Annotated in this window: 17 protein-coding genes and 1 riboswitch; of the genes, 11 read left to right on the plus strand and 6 right to left on the minus strand. The window is 37.8% G+C overall.

Annotated elements, in window-relative coordinates:
- The first annotated feature begins 17 nt into the window (after positions 1 to 17).
- Together SPI61_RS00795 and SPI61_RS00800 are read left to right on the plus strand one after the other, a co-directional pair.
- The gene (locus tag SPI61_RS00795) at positions 18 to 1,112 is read left to right on the plus strand and encodes an ABC transporter substrate-binding protein (RefSeq protein WP_321136240.1); all 1,095 of its coding nucleotides are present in this window, start codon (positions 18 to 20) and stop codon (positions 1,110 to 1,112) included.
- 235 nt (positions 1,113 to 1,347) lie between these two features.
- The gene (locus SPI61_RS00800) at positions 1,348 to 2,655 is read left to right on the plus strand and encodes an MATE family efflux transporter (RefSeq protein ID WP_321136241.1); all 1,308 of its coding nucleotides are present in this window, start codon (positions 1,348 to 1,350) and stop codon (positions 2,653 to 2,655) included.
- On the opposite strand, the gene SPI61_RS00805 is transcribed toward SPI61_RS00800, so the two are convergent.
- Positions 2,652 to 3,962, minus strand: a complete 1,311-nt coding sequence (locus tag SPI61_RS00805; protein ID WP_321136243.1) for a DUF2254 domain-containing protein — start codon at positions 3,960 to 3,962, stop codon at positions 2,652 to 2,654. The genes SPI61_RS00800 and SPI61_RS00805 overlap by 4 nt on opposite strands.
- 127 nt (positions 3,963 to 4,089) lie before the next feature.
- Between SPI61_RS00805 and SPI61_RS00810 the strand changes: the two genes are divergently transcribed.
- Together SPI61_RS00810 and SPI61_RS00815 are read left to right on the plus strand one after the other, a co-directional pair.
- Positions 4,090 to 4,920, plus strand: coding sequence for a deoxyribonuclease IV (locus SPI61_RS00810; RefSeq protein WP_321136245.1), 831 nt, complete (start codon positions 4,090 to 4,092; stop codon positions 4,918 to 4,920).
- The gene (locus tag SPI61_RS00815) at positions 4,920 to 5,720 is read left to right on the plus strand and encodes a bifunctional hydroxymethylpyrimidine kinase/phosphomethylpyrimidine kinase (protein WP_321136246.1); all 801 of its coding nucleotides are present in this window, start codon (positions 4,920 to 4,922) and stop codon (positions 5,718 to 5,720) included. The genes SPI61_RS00810 and SPI61_RS00815 overlap by 1 nt, the downstream gene beginning before the upstream one ends.
- Positions 5,721 to 5,765: 45 nt before the next feature.
- On the opposite strand, the gene SPI61_RS00820 is transcribed toward SPI61_RS00815, so the two are convergent.
- Complete coding sequence (locus SPI61_RS00820) at positions 5,766 to 7,193, minus strand: APC family permease (RefSeq protein ID WP_321136247.1); 1,428 nt, start codon at positions 7,191 to 7,193, stop codon at positions 5,766 to 5,768.
- A 494-nt stretch (positions 7,194 to 7,687) separates the two neighbouring features.
- On the opposite strand from SPI61_RS00820, the gene SPI61_RS00825 reads away from it, so the two are divergent.
- The 4 genes from SPI61_RS00825 (at position 7,688) to SPI61_RS00840 (ending at position 10,954) form a co-directional block, all read left to right on the plus strand.
- On the plus strand, positions 7,688 to 8,035 hold the full coding sequence (locus SPI61_RS00825) for a CidA/LrgA family protein (RefSeq protein ID WP_321136248.1): 348 nt from the start codon (positions 7,688 to 7,690) through the stop codon (positions 8,033 to 8,035).
- A complete protein-coding gene (locus SPI61_RS00830; protein WP_321136249.1) occupies positions 8,032 to 8,688 on the plus strand; it encodes an LrgB family protein in 657 nt (218 codons plus the stop codon). Before SPI61_RS00825 ends, SPI61_RS00830 begins: the two co-directional genes overlap by 4 nt.
- Before the next feature lie 88 nt (positions 8,689 to 8,776).
- Positions 8,777 to 9,838 carry an NAD(P)/FAD-dependent oxidoreductase gene (locus SPI61_RS00835; RefSeq protein WP_321136250.1) on the plus strand — a complete coding sequence of 354 codons (1,062 nt, stop codon included), beginning with the start codon at positions 8,777 to 8,779 and terminating at the stop codon, positions 9,836 to 9,838.
- Positions 9,839 to 9,850: 12 nt separating this feature from the next.
- Positions 9,851 to 10,954: a zinc ribbon domain-containing protein gene (locus SPI61_RS00840; RefSeq protein WP_321136251.1), complete on the plus strand. Its 1,104-nt coding sequence runs from the start codon at positions 9,851 to 9,853 to the stop codon at positions 10,952 to 10,954.
- Positions 10,955 to 11,007: 53 nt separating this feature from the next.
- On the opposite strand, the gene thiC is transcribed toward SPI61_RS00840, so the two are convergent.
- The gene (thiC, locus tag SPI61_RS00845; protein ID WP_321136252.1) at positions 11,008 to 12,306 is read right to left on the minus strand and encodes a phosphomethylpyrimidine synthase ThiC; all 1,299 of its coding nucleotides are present in this window, start codon (positions 12,304 to 12,306) and stop codon (positions 11,008 to 11,010) included.
- Positions 12,307 to 12,331: 25 nt separating this feature from the next.
- Positions 12,332 to 12,430, minus strand: a riboswitch (TPP riboswitch).
- A 156-nt stretch (positions 12,431 to 12,586) separates the two neighbouring features.
- Between thiC and SPI61_RS00850 the strand changes: the two genes are divergently transcribed.
- Complete coding sequence (locus SPI61_RS00850) at positions 12,587 to 12,796, plus strand: hypothetical protein (protein ID WP_321136253.1); 210 nt, start codon at positions 12,587 to 12,589, stop codon at positions 12,794 to 12,796.
- A 43-nt stretch (positions 12,797 to 12,839) separates the two neighbouring features.
- On the opposite strand, the gene SPI61_RS00855 is transcribed toward SPI61_RS00850, so the two are convergent.
- The 3 genes from SPI61_RS00855 to SPI61_RS00865 form a co-directional block, all read right to left on the minus strand.
- Positions 12,840 to 14,117, minus strand: coding sequence for a serine dehydratase subunit alpha family protein (locus SPI61_RS00855; RefSeq protein ID WP_321136254.1), 1,278 nt, complete (start codon positions 14,115 to 14,117; stop codon positions 12,840 to 12,842).
- 119 nt (positions 14,118 to 14,236) lie between these two features.
- Positions 14,237 to 14,713, minus strand: coding sequence for a Cys-tRNA(Pro) deacylase (gene ybaK / locus SPI61_RS00860; protein ID WP_321136255.1), 477 nt, complete (start codon positions 14,711 to 14,713; stop codon positions 14,237 to 14,239).
- A gap of 9 nt (positions 14,714 to 14,722) precedes the next feature.
- On the minus strand, positions 14,723 to 15,844 hold the full coding sequence (locus tag SPI61_RS00865; RefSeq protein ID WP_321136256.1) for a patatin-like phospholipase family protein: 1,122 nt from the start codon (positions 15,842 to 15,844) through the stop codon (positions 14,723 to 14,725).
- Between the two features lie 118 nt (positions 15,845 to 15,962).
- Between SPI61_RS00865 and SPI61_RS00870 the strand changes: the two genes are divergently transcribed.
- Together SPI61_RS00870 and SPI61_RS00875 are read left to right on the plus strand one after the other, a co-directional pair.
- Positions 15,963 to 16,292, plus strand: a complete 330-nt coding sequence (locus SPI61_RS00870) for a heavy metal-binding domain-containing protein (protein WP_321136257.1) — start codon at positions 15,963 to 15,965, stop codon at positions 16,290 to 16,292.
- Complete coding sequence (locus SPI61_RS00875) at positions 16,293 to 16,994, plus strand: SprT family zinc-dependent metalloprotease (RefSeq protein ID WP_321136258.1); 702 nt, start codon at positions 16,293 to 16,295, stop codon at positions 16,992 to 16,994.
- The last annotated feature ends 263 nt before the right edge of the window (positions 16,995 to 17,257 follow it).

The raw sequence follows: 17,257 nt of genomic DNA on the forward strand, positions 1-17,257 counted from the left end.
AAAGGTTTTAGGTATTAATGAAAAGATTAACAGCAATTATGGCGGTTGTTCTTGCATGTTTAATGTTATTCACCGCATGTAAGACAACGGTAAATGAAGAAAAGAAAGATAGCACAACCACAGAAACACAAACTGAAGAAAACAAAGACACCACAGAAGCAAATTCAGAAATGTCTGAAGAAGAAGCTTGGAAAAAAGAACCTGCATACGGTAAACCGGTTAAAATCGGATACAACGGCGGACTTTGCACAGGTGCACCTGGAATTGCAGACACACTCGGAATGTTCAAAAAACAAGGACTCGACGTTGAACTTGTAAAGATGGACGGAACTGTTGGAACAGTTGACGCTGTCGGAACAGGTAAAGTTGATATGGTTACAAACCACATCTCTGCAATGGTTGTTCCTGCAACAAACGGTGTAAATATGGTATTTAAAAAAGGCGTTCAAACAGGTTGTAAATCACTCTATGTTCTTAAAGACGGTCCTATCAAAAGCACAAAGGATCTAGTTGGAAAGAGCGTAGGACTTCCTAATGGAATCGGTAACTCAGACCACAATATTGCAATCAGATTTATGAACCACGATGGAATCGACCCTAACGAAATCGTATGGAAACCGGTTGAATCATCAGCTTCAATTCTTGCTCTTCAAAACGGCGAAATCGACTCTGTAATTCTTTCCGACCAATTTGCTGAAAAATTCATGAATGATGGTACACTTGCTGTTATCAGAAGTTTGACATGGGATGACGACTTCAAAAAAGAAACTTGCTGTATCTATGCATTCAACAAAGATTTCAACGACCAAAACCCTATTACTGCAAAGAAAATGACGGCTGCACTTTTCGAAGTTTCAGATTATGTTGCACACAATGTTAAAGAAGCAACTCAAGTATTGTTCGACAACAATTGGGCAAGCGGAGACTTTGAACAAGCTGTAAGAATGATGGAATCATATGATTGGCAATGTTCAAACGATATGACTGAAAAAACTCTAAAAGACATTTTAGATGACTATAAAAAATTCGGCATCGTTACAAATGAAAAATCAAGTGATGAACTTCTTTCAGAACTCTGGAGTCCTGAAGATTTCAAACACGACAACGAATAAAATTGTGAGAGGCGAAAGAGCCTCTCTTTTTTTGACTTTATATTTATGAAATGCTAAAATATATTTGTATGATTTAGATGTAAATCAAAATTTTGGTGCGAAATACTCATGGAGATTTTAAATGTTTAGATATAAAAATCCCGCCAATTATTGGGACAGGTGCAATTAGCGTTTTATTTAATTTTAAGCTGTCAGTTTACTGACTTTCTTTAGAATGCGAAAAGGAGAATTAAATATGAAACGCTTTTTAAAATATATCATCCCATCGATTCTTTCGATGTGGGTGTATGCACTTTACACAATGGTTGACGGTTTTTTTGTGTCAAATTTTTGCGGTGAAGTCGAATTTAGTGCAATAAATATCTCGATGCCTATTGTCACAAGTTTCTTTGCGCTTGGAATTTTATTCAGCATTGGAACGCAGGCTTTGGTCGGATTTAATTTGGGACAAAAAAATATAAAGACTGCGAATGAGGTTTTTACAACGGGCATTGTTTCGATTTTGTTTGTTGGAATTTTATACACAATATTAATTTCTATTTTTTTGAGAGATGTTATTGGATTTCTTGGATCTACAAGTGAAACACATGAATATGTTTATGAATATTTAAGGACAGTCGTGCCTTTCGGAGTGTTTTTTATGACTACCTATCAGCTCGAGGTATTGGTAAAAGTCGACGGCTTTCCAATTATTTCTGCGGTTTCTGTATTGGTTGCCGCATTCACGAATCTTCTCCTCGACTATGTTTTTATCGCTCAATTCGATTGGGGACTTCACGGAGCAGCGCTTGGAACGGGAATTGCTCAAGTTGTAAGCACGGCGTTGATGACTGCACACTTTTTAAAACGAAGGGGAAACATCGCTTTTTCAAAAAGTATAAATTTTAAAAACTTAAAGAAAACACTGCCACTCGGCGGAGGGGATGCACTTGCTGAAATTGCAATAGGCTACACAGTTCTACTTTTTAATACCACGCTCCAAAAATATATGGGAAAAGAAGGAGTTATAATTTATACCGTCATTTCATATGTATCGATTTTTGCAACGGTCACAATGACGGGAATTGCACAAGGACTTGCTCCGCTCTTCAGCTATGAAAGCGGAAGAAACGACATGGGTAAAATAAAACAACTTATTAAATTGGGATTTTTATCGGTTGTATTTATAGGAACAGTTTTTATTTTTGTGCTCCAACTGTTTTCGAGTGAAATCGTCGGATTCTTTTTAAATGAAAACTCCGAACTTTTTAATAGCGCAACAGCTGCAATTAAGAAATATTCGAGTGCCTATATATTTATCGGGATAAATGTTTTGATGGTCACGCTTTTTGCAAGTCTCAGAAAGGGTAAATGTGCAATACTCATTTCTCTTTTAAGAACGCCGATTTTCATAACAATTGTAATGAAGATTTATGAACTTGCATTTCAAGATGACAAAATATGGTTTGTGCCGGCGGTTTCGGAAATTTTAACATGTATTATATCGATATATCTTTTGAATAGAATAGTTTTTAAGAATAAAAAAATGGCTAGCGTAAACTAGTCATTTTTTATTATTATCTCATATTCTATTTCATTTTCTTCTTTAGAGCCGGTTATTATCTCTTGGTATACATCCATAAAAAGCTCTAAATCCATTTCTCTATGGAAATTTTGAACCGCGTTGTTGTATATGTCTTCGCACATTTCTGTAACGATTTTTCTGTTGGTCGGAGTTGCACCCATTTTTATAAGAAGCAGTCCTTGAAATATTGCACGAAGAACTGACGCATCGGATTCGCCGTAGTTTAAAATGGGATAAATATGCTCAACCAAAGTTTCCTTGAAAGCTTTACTTGTATAGTAGATTCGAGCCATGCCGTCAGTTTCGACATAGTGGTAGTGACCGTCGACTTTTGCAAGTTCCGCAAGCAAAATACATATTTTTCTTATACAGTGAATTGCGGTGTTCGGGTCATTGATTCCGGGCGAGAGTGCACGAACTGCTATTTCTGAAATCTTTCGAATCCCTTCCTTGTAGTCCTCTTCGGCAATTCTTTTTTGGGTAAAGGTGAACTGATTTTGTATTTTTTCGATTGTTTCGTAGTCAAAAACATCTCTACTTAAATAAGCGATAGTTTCACCTTTCATGACGAAATCGCCGATTGAAGATGCGATTGTCAAAACAACGTCCTCTTCTTCGATTAGGCTTTTTAATTTATCCATTCCTATGAGTTCAAGATATCCCGTTTCATTGGCTAAGAGCTCGACTTGATTTTTTGTAAGTTCATCTTCATTTACATATTCAAAATTCCTTGCTTCAATTTCTTTTTCTATCAGTTTTTCTGTATTTTCGGAAATTTCTTCAAGAAGATTTGTATAATTTATGCCGTTTAAAACAGTTTGAACGAAAATCACAAAATAAATCGCCGCCCAAATTGCATATATAACGCCGACGGTTCCGGCAATTACCAGTCTTTGGTCCTGTGAAGCTTCCATAAAATTCAAACTAACAAGACAGTATACAAAACCGCCGATGAAAATTCCCAAAACTTTCATGGTGATTTTCTTATCTAAAAAGTTTTCAACGCTTCTTGGGGTAAAAGAATTGTGATAGAGAGAAAAAACTGTTAAAATTGTCGAAAACGTAAAAGTTGTGATTGTTAGAAGAGCTGCTACAAGTGAAGAGAGTACCGTCTTTGCAAGGCTCACGCTCGAGAGCATGAAGCGCGGAATATGACTCTCGGCGCTTGAATAGGTCGAATCGACATATGTAACAATTGCAAGCAAAATCACGGAATACAATATATATTCCAAACAATAAATCCAACGTCTGTTTTTATAGAAGAAAAGTTTTAATTCATTATCCATATCGCACCTCCATAAAAATTATACCACATATATAGAAGCGCTTTCAATAAAACAATTTCAATGATATATGTTATAATATTAATTAAGAATTGTATTTATATTAAAATTTATGTAAAAGGGTGATTAGATGAATTATATAGGATGCCATTTGTCGATTGGAAGAGGTTATTTCAGCATGGCGAAACTTGCAAAAGAAATCGGCGCAAATACTTTTCAATTTTTCACAAGAAATCCGCGCGGAGGTTCGATGAAAAAAATTGACGAAGAAGATATGAGATTATTTAATGCATTTTTACTGGAAAACAATTTCGGAAAAGTTGTCGCCCATGCTCCTTACACATTAAATCCGTGCTCCGACAAGGAATATGTCAGGGAATTCGGGCGAAGTGTTATTAAAGAAGATTTGGAAATTATGGAGATGATGCCGGGAAATATTTATAATTTTCACCCGGGAAGTCACGTCGGACAGGGGCTTGACGTTGGAATCCAATATACGACGAATTTATTAAATGAAGTATTGAGTGAAGATATGACGACGATTGTTGCGATTGAAACAATGGCGGGAAAAGGTACGGAAATTGGGCGAAACTTTTCCGAAATAAAAAGGATAATTGATGGAGTTGATTTAAAGGAAAAAGTTGGAGTATGTCTCGACACTTGTCACGTGTTCGAGTCGGGAATGGATGTAAGAGAGGGAATTGATGAGCTTCTTTTAAACTTTGACAGAGAAATCGGACTCGAGAAACTTGTCGCACTTCATTTAAACGATTCGAAGAACGAATGCGGCGCAAGAAAGGACAGACACGAGCTAATAGGAAAGGGAAGCATCGGGCTTGAAACTTTTTCGGAGATTGTGAACGACGAAAGATTACAAAAACTTCCGCTCATTTTGGAAACGCCGACCGACGAAGAGGGACACAGAGTTGAGATTGAGCTTTTAAGGAGTTTGAAGAAATAATGGAAAGAAAAAGAATAATAATATTTAACGACTTCTGCGGAATTGGAACAGTCGCACTTAAAATGAATATGCTCGCAGTTATGGCAAACGGAATCGAAGCGGTTTCGGTACCGACAGGAATTTTTTCGGCGCCTATGAACTACAAAGGTTTCGTTCGAAATAAAATGCCGGAGTTTCAAAATTATGTAAATTCAATTGAAAGCATCTACGGAAATTTCGATGCGACTTTAATCGGCTTTATCGACGACGTAGCGGTCTCTAAAAGAATAACCGAATTTGTTATCAAGCACATGGAGACAAAGACTGTTTTGGACCCGATAATGGGCGATAACGGCAGGCTATATTCGGGAACTGGACCGGACCAGATAGATTTTTACAAATCGCTCATTCCGCACGCCGAAATAATATTGCCGAACACTACAGAGGGGATGATTTTGTCGGGAATCGAGCTTTCGAATTTCAGCGAAAATGACGAGAGTTTAAAATTGGAAATCTTAAAAAAATTAAAACATATGGGCGCAAAAAATATTTTGTTAAAAGGTGAATTTGACGGCGAAAATTTTGTGAACACTTTTACAAACGGCGAAGAAATTCACACTATAAAATCGAAATACATTCCCGAAAAATTCCACGGCACCGGCGACCTCTTGGGAGGACTTGTTGCAGTCTTGGCTGCAAATGATGAGCTCGACGAAAAGAAAATTTCGGTTGCACAGAACTTGATTTCCGAAGTTCTTAAAAATGAAAAAGGAGCGGGAGAGATTCTTCCGGATTTCAGAAAACTTAATATGTATGATTAATAAATAAAGGCTATGAGTTTTTTCTCATAGCCTTTTAAAAATATTCTAAACGAGCTTTTTGTCTTCGGATTTTCTGATAACCGGAAGGAGCAGCCCAAGTAAAATTATAATTGCAGGTGTTGCAATATTTAGAGCCATTTGAACTCTGTCCGGTGACCACATGCCCATAATACAACATGCGAGTGTGATTACAAAGCACCAAGCACCGACGAAAATTCCAAGGCTCTTATTTTTTATAAATGAGTAGCCGCGTTCAAGTTCGCCGCGATTCTTCTTGAGTGCAATATATGCGACAAACACCCAAAGATATCTTAGAGGCATTGTGACACCGCCTAATTTAGTGAGCTGTCTCATAACCGTTGCGGCGCCCGGACCGAACATTTGCACAACTGCAATGAGTCCGGAGAGACAAGCGACCATAACGATGCCTCGAGTGTATGCACCTTTTTCGTTTTTCTTAAGAAGTTTTCTCGGAATGAATTGGCTTGCGTTCGGGTCTTCGAGAAGCATTCTCAAAGGTGCGTCAATGCTTATAAGAAGAGTTGAGAACTGTCCAATCATATTGCAGAGTGCATAGATGATTAAAAATAGATTTCCGACGTGGTAGTATTCGCCGAGTCTTTGGAATGCCCAATATGCACCGTTTGCGGCGTATGAGTCGAAGTTTGCGTTGATTTCTGCAACGTCGAACATCATGCCCATCGCAATAGTTCCGAAAATTGCGCTAACAACGACCATGAGCGTTGAGAGCATTATTGTTTTTGGAAATTCCTTCGCAGGATCGCCGTCCATCTTGTTTACATAAGGAGATATTTTTTCAATACCGCCGACTGCAAACACGAGAATTGCGAGGTTACTCAAAAAGTTTTTGTCCACTTTCGGAAGAAGCGATGCAAATGAATAGTCTTGTTTCAAAAATGCTGAATTCGGGCTTATCATAGGTGCTGCATACATCATAATTATAAATAAAATTCCCATAATGAACATGCTTGAACCTGCCAATGCGCCTAATTTTTTCAAAGGGCTGATGCCTTTTGTCGCCATCCAACAGAAGAAAAAGAGTATTGCAATCGTTGCGAGTTGAACGTAGATGGTTTTAAAGTTGTCGTATATGTCGGCATTTCTAAAAATAATCCAGCTTAAGGCTTTAAGTCCGCCCGAGCCTTTTCCTGCAATATATGCGATGTGGACCGCCCAATAGGTCCATCCTGCATAATAAGCAAGTTTTGCATTTGTCGTTTCCTGAATCCACGAAGTCACGCCGCCGCCCAAGTGTTTGAATGCGGAGCCGAGCTCACCCACCATAAGGGCATATGGAATGAAATATAATAAAAACATGCAGAGCCAAGGAATTATGACTTGAACGCCGTTGAAATAAACGTATCCGTTTAAAACATTGCCGAATCCCCAAAGAGTTGAAAAGCACATAAAAGTCATAGTCTTTGTGCTAATCTTTTTTTCTTGTAGTTCCATAAAAACCTCCTGAAATAAATTTAGTACTTTACAATTTCTGTATAAAAATCAAGCAGAAATTGACCCGTTCTCGTTCCATGTTTTGATTTTTTTTATTATACAAAAATATTGGAAGAAAATAAAGAGATTTTGAGCATATTAAACAAATTGTAATCATTTTATTTTATTTTTAACACTGTTTACAATATATATATTAAATTCTTTCAAAAAGTTTAATTATTCTATATAATTAAAAGCAAGGAATAATTATCAAATGAGTGTAAACATATAAAAATATATTTGAAATTAAGCGTTTAATGGATTTCAATTTCTAATAATAAAAAATAATAATTAGTGATAACTGTTTTTGAATTTTAGAAATTAACAAATTTGTAAATATTTCAAAACTGTATTTTTACTGCGTAAAATTTAATAGATAGAAGCTTTATAATTTAAATTAGCATAATATATAGTTTAATAAATTATTTTTTGTTATAATATCTTTGGAGGTAGAGATGAAACTATTAAAAGAACTAGCAATTTATTGCGGCATTACTTTTATTTCGGAAATTATAGCAAAACTTTTGCCGATAAATATTCCACCGTCAATCATAGGCATTGTAATTTTGTTTGTGCTGTTGGAGTTAAAAGTATTAAAGACCGAAGACGTGGAAATGACGGGCGACTATTTGATAAAAATTATGCCGATACTTTTTGTCCCGGCGGGGGTCGGACTTATTAAATATCTCGACGTATTAAAAATTGTTGCCGTTCCGATGGTGTTTGTTATAACTCTTTCGACGGCTATTGTAATGACGGCGGTGGGCGTTGTAACACAAAAGTTGGTGGAGAAAAAGAAATGATTTTAGGAATTTTATTGACTCTTATAGTTTATTTAATTATGAATAAACTGAAGGAAAAAATTGGAAAGGATTATCTAAATCCGCTATTTTTAAGTATTATCACAATAATTTTGATTCTTATGTTTACAAAAATCGATTACGAGAGCTACAAAGAAGGCGCTGACGTTATAAATTTGTTTTTGACACCTGCGACTATTGCGCTTGCAATTCCATTGAGACGCGAGATGAAAAAACTCAAAAAGCATATGAAAGCGATTTTGGTGGGCGTGGTCGTCGGAGTAATCACAAGCGGCGCATCGATTTTTTTAATCAAGCTCGTGTTTAATCTTGAGCGCGAACATTTTATGAGTTTTCTTCCAAAGAGTATAACAACCGCAATCGGCATCGGACTGAGCGAAGCGATTGGCGGCATTCCGTCGATAACGGTTTTTGCAATTATTATGACGGGAATTTTTGGAAGCATTATTTCAAACGGAATTTTTAAACTATTTAAAATTAAAAATCCGATTGCACAGGGGCTCGCACTGGGCTCTGCAAGTCACGCCATCGGAACTTCTAAAGCGGCGGAGATGGGCGACGAAGTTGCGGCGGCATCGAGTCTTGCGATGGTTGTGAGCGGAATTGTGACGGTAATTTTTGGAATGTTCTTATAATTTTTTAAGCGGCGAAAGTCGCTTTTTTTTTATGCATATCAAGGTTAATAAAAGGGTATTATTAATGTGAGGTGCTTGTATGAAATAATTGATTTTGGCGGGTGGCGGCCACGGACATATAAATATTTTAAAAAAGCTTATAAAGTCACCGATGAAAGATATCGACATAACTCTCATAACCGACTTTGGAAAGCAGTATTATTCGGGGATGCTCTCCGGATTTATCGAAGGCATTTATTCCGAAGAGGAGATTTCGTTTGACGTTCGAGAACTTTCAAAAAAGGCGAATGTGAACTATGTAGAAGAGAAGATTATTTCGATAGATAAAAATAAAAAGATTGTCACTACCGATAAAAATGAATACGGATATGATTTTTTGTCAATCAATTTGGGAAGCATCGCAAATGTGAATTTCCATGTTGACGGAAGCGGAGTCTTAAATGTGAAACCGATTTCAGAGCTTGTGGCAGCGAAGGAGAACTTTATAAAACAAGGGTTTAAGGATTCCCGAAAAAGGGTTTATTTTATCGGCGGAGGAGCTTCGGGAGTTGAACTTGCGTTTTCTTTCAAAGAGGCGTTTAAAAACTTCGACATCACAATAATAACCTCCGGAGAAATTTTGGATAATTTTAACGAAAGCTCGAGAAAGAAAGTGCGAAAGCTGTTAAATAAGAAAAATATAAATTTGGTGGAGGGTAGCTTTGTTACCGAAATTAAAAATCACACCATAATAACCGAAAATGGCAACTTTGATTTTGACTATGTATTTCTGACCTCCGGTTTTAAAGGCGTGGACGTTAAATATATCGATTTTGATGTGGACAAGAGAAATTATGTGACCGTCGACGAGAGACTTATGGTCGATGAGAGCACTTTTTCAATGGGCGACTCGGCAAATATCAAGAGATATCCGAAACTTCCGAAAGCAGGAGTGTTTGCGATAAGAGAGGCGCCGATTTTACTTGAGAATTTGATGAGCGCACTTAAAAACACGGGCGACAAAAAAGCTTACGCTCCGCAGCTAAAATATTTGCAGATATTAAATTGCGGCGGCAAAAAAGCGATTATGAACTACGGTAATTTATCGTATTACGGAAAGCTGTCGTGGTGGCTCAAGGACAGAATCGATAGAAAATATATGAAAGTTTAATTGGAGGGAATTATGTATTGTAAAAAATGTGGAAATAAAATAGATGACAACTCCAAGTTCTGCGGATTTTGCGGGGAGCCGACGGAGAAAGAAAAGGATTTTAAAGAAAGGGTTTCCGAGACCAAATCCGGACTCGGCGATTTTTGGAAAGCGCTTCTTATAACTGTTTCAATAGTTGCGATTGTATTTGTTGCAAGCTATTTCTTTTTCGACTTCAGTTATGAGTACAAAAAGGGAAATTATGAAAAGATTGCTGAGAAATATCCGGTGACAAGGGCTCACGAGATGAATTATGAAAAAAAGCTCAAGATTATCGATTCATATATTAAAGCAGGCAGGGGAGACGAAGTGCACGATGAGCTGAAAGAAGTTTTTAAGGACAACTCGGTGCTCGATTTTAAGACGCCTCTCGAAGCGAGGCTTTATATCGCGTATTTAAAAAATGAAATTGACGATTTTGATTTCAAAGAGCCGTTTAAGTTCCTCACAAAACCTTTTCAAGAGAATGAAATTTTGGATAGCGGCAGAAAAGAAATTTTAGAAATGTTCGAGAAGATGAATCCGGAAAAATTGGTGCACTATGTTACGGAGAATTATAATAAAATAGATTTCAATGCACTCGTAGACAATGTCGAAAGGGAGATTTCGGAAAGTGCAGAGCTCGAGGCGATGAAAGAGACTATAAACAATGTTTACGGTTCGATAAATGACTACGGAAAAAAGGCGACAAAGGCGATTTTCGATTTTTCGAATGAACAGGCGAAAAATGTAAAGAAAGGTGCCGAAAAAAGTTGGGAAAATATAAACGACGCATACAAAAAGAATATGGACTCGGTCAACAAATTTTTCCAAAGCGAAAACATGAAAAAGCTGAGCGAATTTATGGGAAAGGAAAAGTTTGAGGAAATGTTCTCGAAGAGCGTTGAAGCTACGACAGATTTTTCAAAGAAGAGCTGTGAAAAAATCGGGAACGGTTACGAGATGGGAAAGGTTGCAATGCAAAATTTCCTGAAAGAGTCCGAGGAATATTTGAAAAATACAAATGTTTATGATTTTTTAAAAAGCACGTCGAGCGACATTTGGAAAATATTTAAACCGGGCGATTCGAAAAAATAAAAAAATATGTGCAAAAAAAGCTTGCTCCCAATCGGGAATACAAGCTTTTTTCTTTAGTCGATTTTTATATCCTTGCCCTCGAGAATCAAGTTCATATTTTTCATAGAGCACATTGCTCCACACATTGTGCAGGTGTTTTCGTCCGTCGGCTTTGACTCGGCTCTGTAGCGCCTTGCTTTTTCAGGGTCCAGTGCAAGCTCGAACATGCCTTCCCAATCGAGTTTTTGGCGGCGCTTGCTCATTTTGAGGTCCCATTCTCGTGCGCTTTTGATTTTGTTAATATCTCCGGCATGAGCGGCGATTTTTGCGGCGATGATTCCTTCTTTGACGTCGTCGACATCAGGAAGTCTCAAATGTTCCGCAGGCGTTACATAGCAAAGGAAGTCCGCACCGTGCGCTGCAGCGATTGCACCGCCGATGGCTGATGTGATGTGGTCGTATCCGGGCGCAACGTCAGTTACAAGCGGTCCCAATACATAAAACGGCGCATTGTGGCAGAGCTTTTTCTCGAGTTTAACATTCATCTCGATGTCTCCAATCGGCACATGCCCCGGTCCTTCAATCATAACTTGCACATCCTTTTCCCACGCTCTCTTTGTCAGTTCGCCTAGAGTGATTAGTTCTGAAATTTGCCCCGGGTCGGTCGCATCGGTTATTCCGCCCGGACGAAGTGAGTCGCCGAGCGAGAGTGTGACATCATACTCTCTGCAGATTTCCAAAAGCTCATCGTAGTATTCATAAAACGGATTTTCTCTGTCGTTCATCTTCATCCAACCGAAAAGAAGTGAGCCGCCCCTTGAAACGATTTCGTTCACACGTCTGTTTCTCAAATAAATTTCCGCATTTTGTCTGTTTATACCGGCGTGAATGGTCACGAAGTCGACTCCGTTTTCCGCATGATTTCTTACAACGTCGAGAAATTCTTCAGGCTTAATAAAACTTAATCCCTTGTCTAGAAAACCGACCGCGTCGTACATCGGAACAGTTCCAATCATCGCGGTGGACTTTTCAATAAGTTTTTTTCTAAACTCTTGGGTCTTTCCATAATTCGAAAGGTCCATTATCGCTTCGGCGCCGAGACTGAGAGCCATGTCGACTTTTTTCATCTCGAGCTCCATATCGTTTATATCTTTTGATATTCCGAGATTGACATTGATTTTTGTCTTTAATCCCGTGCCGATTCCTTCGGGTGAAATCGAATTATGATTTTTATTTCTTGGAATAATTATTTCGCCGATTGCGATTTTTTCCAAAAGATAATCCGTTGAAACGCCTTCTTTCTCAGCTACAATTTTCATTTCGTCGGTAACAAAACCGTGTTTTGCGGCTTCCATCTGTGTCTTATATTTCATAAATAAAAAAACCTCCTAATAATACAGGGGTTCCTCTTGCAATCCCTACGCAGGCATTATCCTACAGGTTCAAATGGTCAAACTAAAAAGTTACTCTCAGCAAAAAGCTCCCACAAATATTCGTATTAATATTATAATATAAAATAGAAAATATGTAAAACCCGGAATTTGTGTCTGTCCGATCTTGTGATATAATAACTATTGGGAGGCGCTCTATGAAAAAATATATGAACTATTTTTTTGAAATATTGACGGCAACGCTTGTTTTTTATATTGCGGCATGGTTTTGATTTCATTTCAAAGCGTTTTAAAAGTTTTTGTGCTTGTGATAAACTCCGCTCTTATAGTAAATTTTTATGAAAATCTGAGCCATAAATATGGAAAAAAACAGTCGCTTGTTTTGCTTGCAATCTCGATAGCAATTTTAAATTTGCTGATTTATTTTGTGGGCTATTTCGAAGTGGCTGAGACAATTTCAAAATTAAAATAGAAGATGCAACCGAATTGGCTGCATCTTTTTTATATTTATTATATTATGCTTTTGGAATATTATTGTTCATAAGGTGTAAAATTTCAACGTCTGTCTCGCGCATGCCTTCTTTTGCGACATGTCCGACGTTTTGAACGGTCTCTTCAGCATCATTTGCAACTATTCCTTCGCCCGGGCGGAAATGCCTGCCTCTTTTTGCCATTTCATATGCTAGAATCGAAGCATTTACGGAAGCAGCAATTTTCGAAGCGCACGAGGATTTTGCACCGTCGCACACAATGCCGCTGGTTGTTGCAAGAGTGTTTGTGAGTGTGTATTTTATAATTTCAAACGGTTCATCGTGGAGATATGCGATGCCGCAGCCTGCTGCCGCACCTGCGGAAACCGCACCGCAATATGCGGAAAGGTCCCCGATATATCTCTTTTGGTGAATTGCTATAAAATTTGTAAAAACCAGAGCTCTCATAAGTTTTTCTTCGCTCACGCCGAGGTCTTTTGCATATACTACCACCGGAAGAGTGCAAGTCATTCCTTGATTGCCGCTGCCGGAATTTATAACGACCGGAAGAGCGCAACCGTTCATACGCGCATCAGAACCTGCGGCTGCCATTGCAATTGCTTTTGTACGCACGCTGTTGTCCCCGATTTCCAGAGTTGTTTTTCCTACGCATTCGCCCCAATCATTCGTGATTCCTTCTTCGGAGATGGCGGTGTTGTAGTCGATTTGTCTTTGAATGACTTCTCTTATATCATCTATTTTAACGGTGTTTGCAAACTCGTAAATTTCATCGAGATTTAAAAGTTCTTTCTTTGAATTTTCTTTTTTTAGAACATTTTCTCCCTTTAAAATCACTTCTCCGTTTTTTTCTATATAAGTAATATTATCGTGTTTAGTAATAACTTCAACAATCGCTTTGTCATCGCCTGCGATTTGTTCGATTTCAATATACAGATTGTCGACGCCTTCTTTAAGTTTAACGCTGCATATACCTTCGTTTACAAGTTTTCTTGCAAGTTCGGCATCGTCCTTTGTGGCTTTTGATATAACTTCAAGTCCGAGCGAGCTGTCGCCGGCGACTGCGCCCAAAACAGCTGCGGCTTCAACGCCTTTTTGCCCGTTTGAATTCGGCACGAGCACAGCTTTTACATTTTTTATTATGTTTCCGCTACATGTTGCGGTAATTTTTTGCGGAGTTTTTCCCAGAATTTCTCTGCACTTCGCTGAAGCGAGTGCAATGGCAATAGGCTCCGTGCAACCCATTGCGGGCTTCAATTCACTTTTAAGAATTTCAATATAAGTATTATAAGTTTCAATCTTCATTAAAACAATCCTCCTAAATACTATTCTAACATTTTATTGTGATTTCGGCAACATTTAAACCGGATTTATATAATTATTTTTACATAAAAAACTGCCGAGGCGTTTTGCCCCGACAGATATCAATCCTTGTATTTTGAAATTTCAAAATATTTTCCGTCAATTGCCCCCACCAGGTCGTCCGGATTTATTTTTATTTGAATGCCGATTTTTCCGCCGCTTATAAAAATATAATCCTTGCCCTTTGCGCTTGAGTCGAGAAAAGTCTTAAACTCTTTTTTCATCCCGACGGGTGAACAACCGCCATGAACATATCCGGTCAAAGGAAGGAGTTCTTTTTGAGGAATCATTTCGATATTTTTTGTTCCTGCAGCGATTGCCGCTTTTTTTAAATCGAGCTCCTTTTCGGCGGGCACGACAAAAACGAAATGTTCTTTTTCTCTCGAAACCGTGACCAATGTTTTATAAATTCTTGACGGATCTTCTCCCGTCGATTTGGCAACGTCAAGCGCCGAGATACCGCTCGATGCGTCATATTCGATTTCGCTGTATTCTATTTTTTGGCTGTCGAGAATTCTCATGGCGTTTGTCTTTTTCATTTTATCCCTCTATAAATTTCTAAATTCTTTGATTTTATTGATGACGTTTTGTCTGAAACTTGTGGTTAAAAAATCGTCAACATTCATGGTATCTGTTATGTCCGTAATATTGTGTACTGCAAATCTTTCGACGCCATTCTTCTTTGCGGACTCTTCCACAATTGAGACAAGCACGTCGACAACTGTGTAGTCCGAGCCGAGCGAAAGGTCACTTGCAGCTTTCGGAAGATACTCTTCAAAAAATATTCTATAAGTTGAGCTGTATTTGTAGTCCGACTTATTCTTTTCGAAATACTTGAAAAGATGCTTTTTGAAAATAGTGAGCGCTTCATGTTCCGTTATTGGCTCGAAATAATATTCTTTTCCGATTAATTTTTTTACAACTCTCATTGCATCATAGAAGCCGAGATTTATAAGTTTGTCCGCTTTTTCGGAGTCGAAATTAAGAGTGGAGTTCACTTTTTCGCGCGGCTCTATTATTATGGCGTTTTGCGGAAACTTTCCGTCTCTGTAGTCCTTCGGATTTACTCTTATGATTACCGGAGTAAGTCCCAAAGATTCAATCATACTGTACGGAATTTTGTTGTAAAAACCGCCGTCAAGAAAATATTTTCCGTTTAGCGGCTCCATTTTAAAAACCGGAAGATATGAACTTGCAATTATATAATCCAAAAGTTGTCCCTTCGGAATATCATCCGCAAAAAGTTCCTCTCCTCTTTTATCGGTAACATTCACCGTTACAAGTCCGAATTTTGTTTTGGAATTTCTTATTTTTTTCTCGTCAAGACCATTGTAGACGAGCTCTTTTAAAGGAGTCAGAGGAATCGTTCCCTTGTGCATTACCTTGACGAGTTCTTTTAAAGTTGTGAGAAAATCGGCGTCCTCTTTTATTTCCGGCATGATTGCCATAGATTCGGTTCTTACAGGCTCTTTTAAAGATTGGTTTGTCCAGAGATTTATACATTTGTCAACTTCGCCCGAGGCGATGAAAGCACCGTTTATCGCTCCGATAGAAGTGCCTGTGACTGCTTCAAACTCAAAACCCATTTCTATAAGTCCCAGATATGCACCTATTTGATAAGAGCCTTTGGCTCCACCGCCCTCAAGGGCTAATCCATATTTCTTTTTCATGTACTTTTGATGTTCCTTTCCGATATATGTTTAGATTAATTTGGGTATATTGATAGTAGTATATCTATATTTTAATATACTATATTATTTATTAATTTTCAACGGTTGGAGGTAAAAAATGATTGTAACAACAACGAACAGCATTGAAGGAAAAGTCATTTATGAATACATGGACATCGTGTTTGGCGAGGTAGTTTCCGGAGTCGATTTTATAAGAGATTTCGGTGCGGGACTTCGTGACTTTTTCGGAGGTCGTAGCAAAGGCTATGAGAAAGAACTTTTAGAGGCTAGAGAAGAAGCGATTGAAGAAATGAAAGAACGTGCCGCAAGGATGGGGGCGGATGCCGTTGTCGGATGCAAGATGGACTATGAAGTTTTGGGGCAAGCGGGCTCGATGATTATGGTCACCATTTCGGGCACGGCGGTAAAAATAAGAAGTGCGGAATAGATGAGGAGAATTATTTCAGAAAAAGAAATATCTGTCGACGGTATAAAAATAAAAGTCATTAAAAAGACAAATATGAAAAATTTATATATTCGTGTTAAGCGCGGGGGCGATGAGGTTGTTCTTACCGCTCCCGAAGTCAGCGATGGGTATATTTTAAATTTTGCAAAGAAGAATATCGAAGTTTTAAAGAAACATATAAGCGATGAAAAGAAGAGGAGTGTGAACTCGGACAAAAAGTTTGTAGACGGCGAGAAGCATTTTCTTTGGGGAAGACCGTACACTCTTCGAGTTGTCGATTCGAAGGAATTTCCGGTTATGAGCGAGCGTGAGATTTTTATCTATGTTAAAGATTTGAGCAATTCCAAGGAAATTGAAAGAAATTTAAATGAGTTTTATCGAAGAGAGCTCAGGCTGAAACTCGAAACTTTTTTAAAACTCGCCGAAGATATGGCGGGGGTTTCTTCGAATGAAGTCCGAATAAAAAACATGAAGACGAGATGGGGTACTTGCAATATTAAAGACAGGCGAGTGTGGGTTAATTTAAATCTTGCAAAGTATGACGAGATATGTCTTTTATATATTTTGCTCCACGAGCTCACGCATTTAAAAGAGAAAAATCACACAAAAAGATTTTATAAACTTTTGGACGAAACTTTTTCAATGAGAAAAGAGTGCGACGAAATGTTAAAAATAAGATTATAAAACATCCGAGCGGCGATGTTTTATTTTTTTAAACAATTTAAAACTATTCGACAAAATTGCAAAACGAAATTTATTATTTTATAATTCTTGCTCAATAAAAATAATTTTTGTATAAAAAGTGATAATATTTAGACAAGAGTACTACATATGGGGTAGCAACTAAATAATTTATCGTGCTAAAAAGCGGACTTCTTGCAAGTTCTGCAACTTTTTTTCAAAATCTTGCAGAAATGGTGATTTATATCACTTATAAAGGCTTATAG

Source organism: Ezakiella sp., assembly GCF_034180565.1.
Lineage (GTDB): Bacteria > Bacillota > Clostridia > Tissierellales > Peptoniphilaceae > Ezakiella.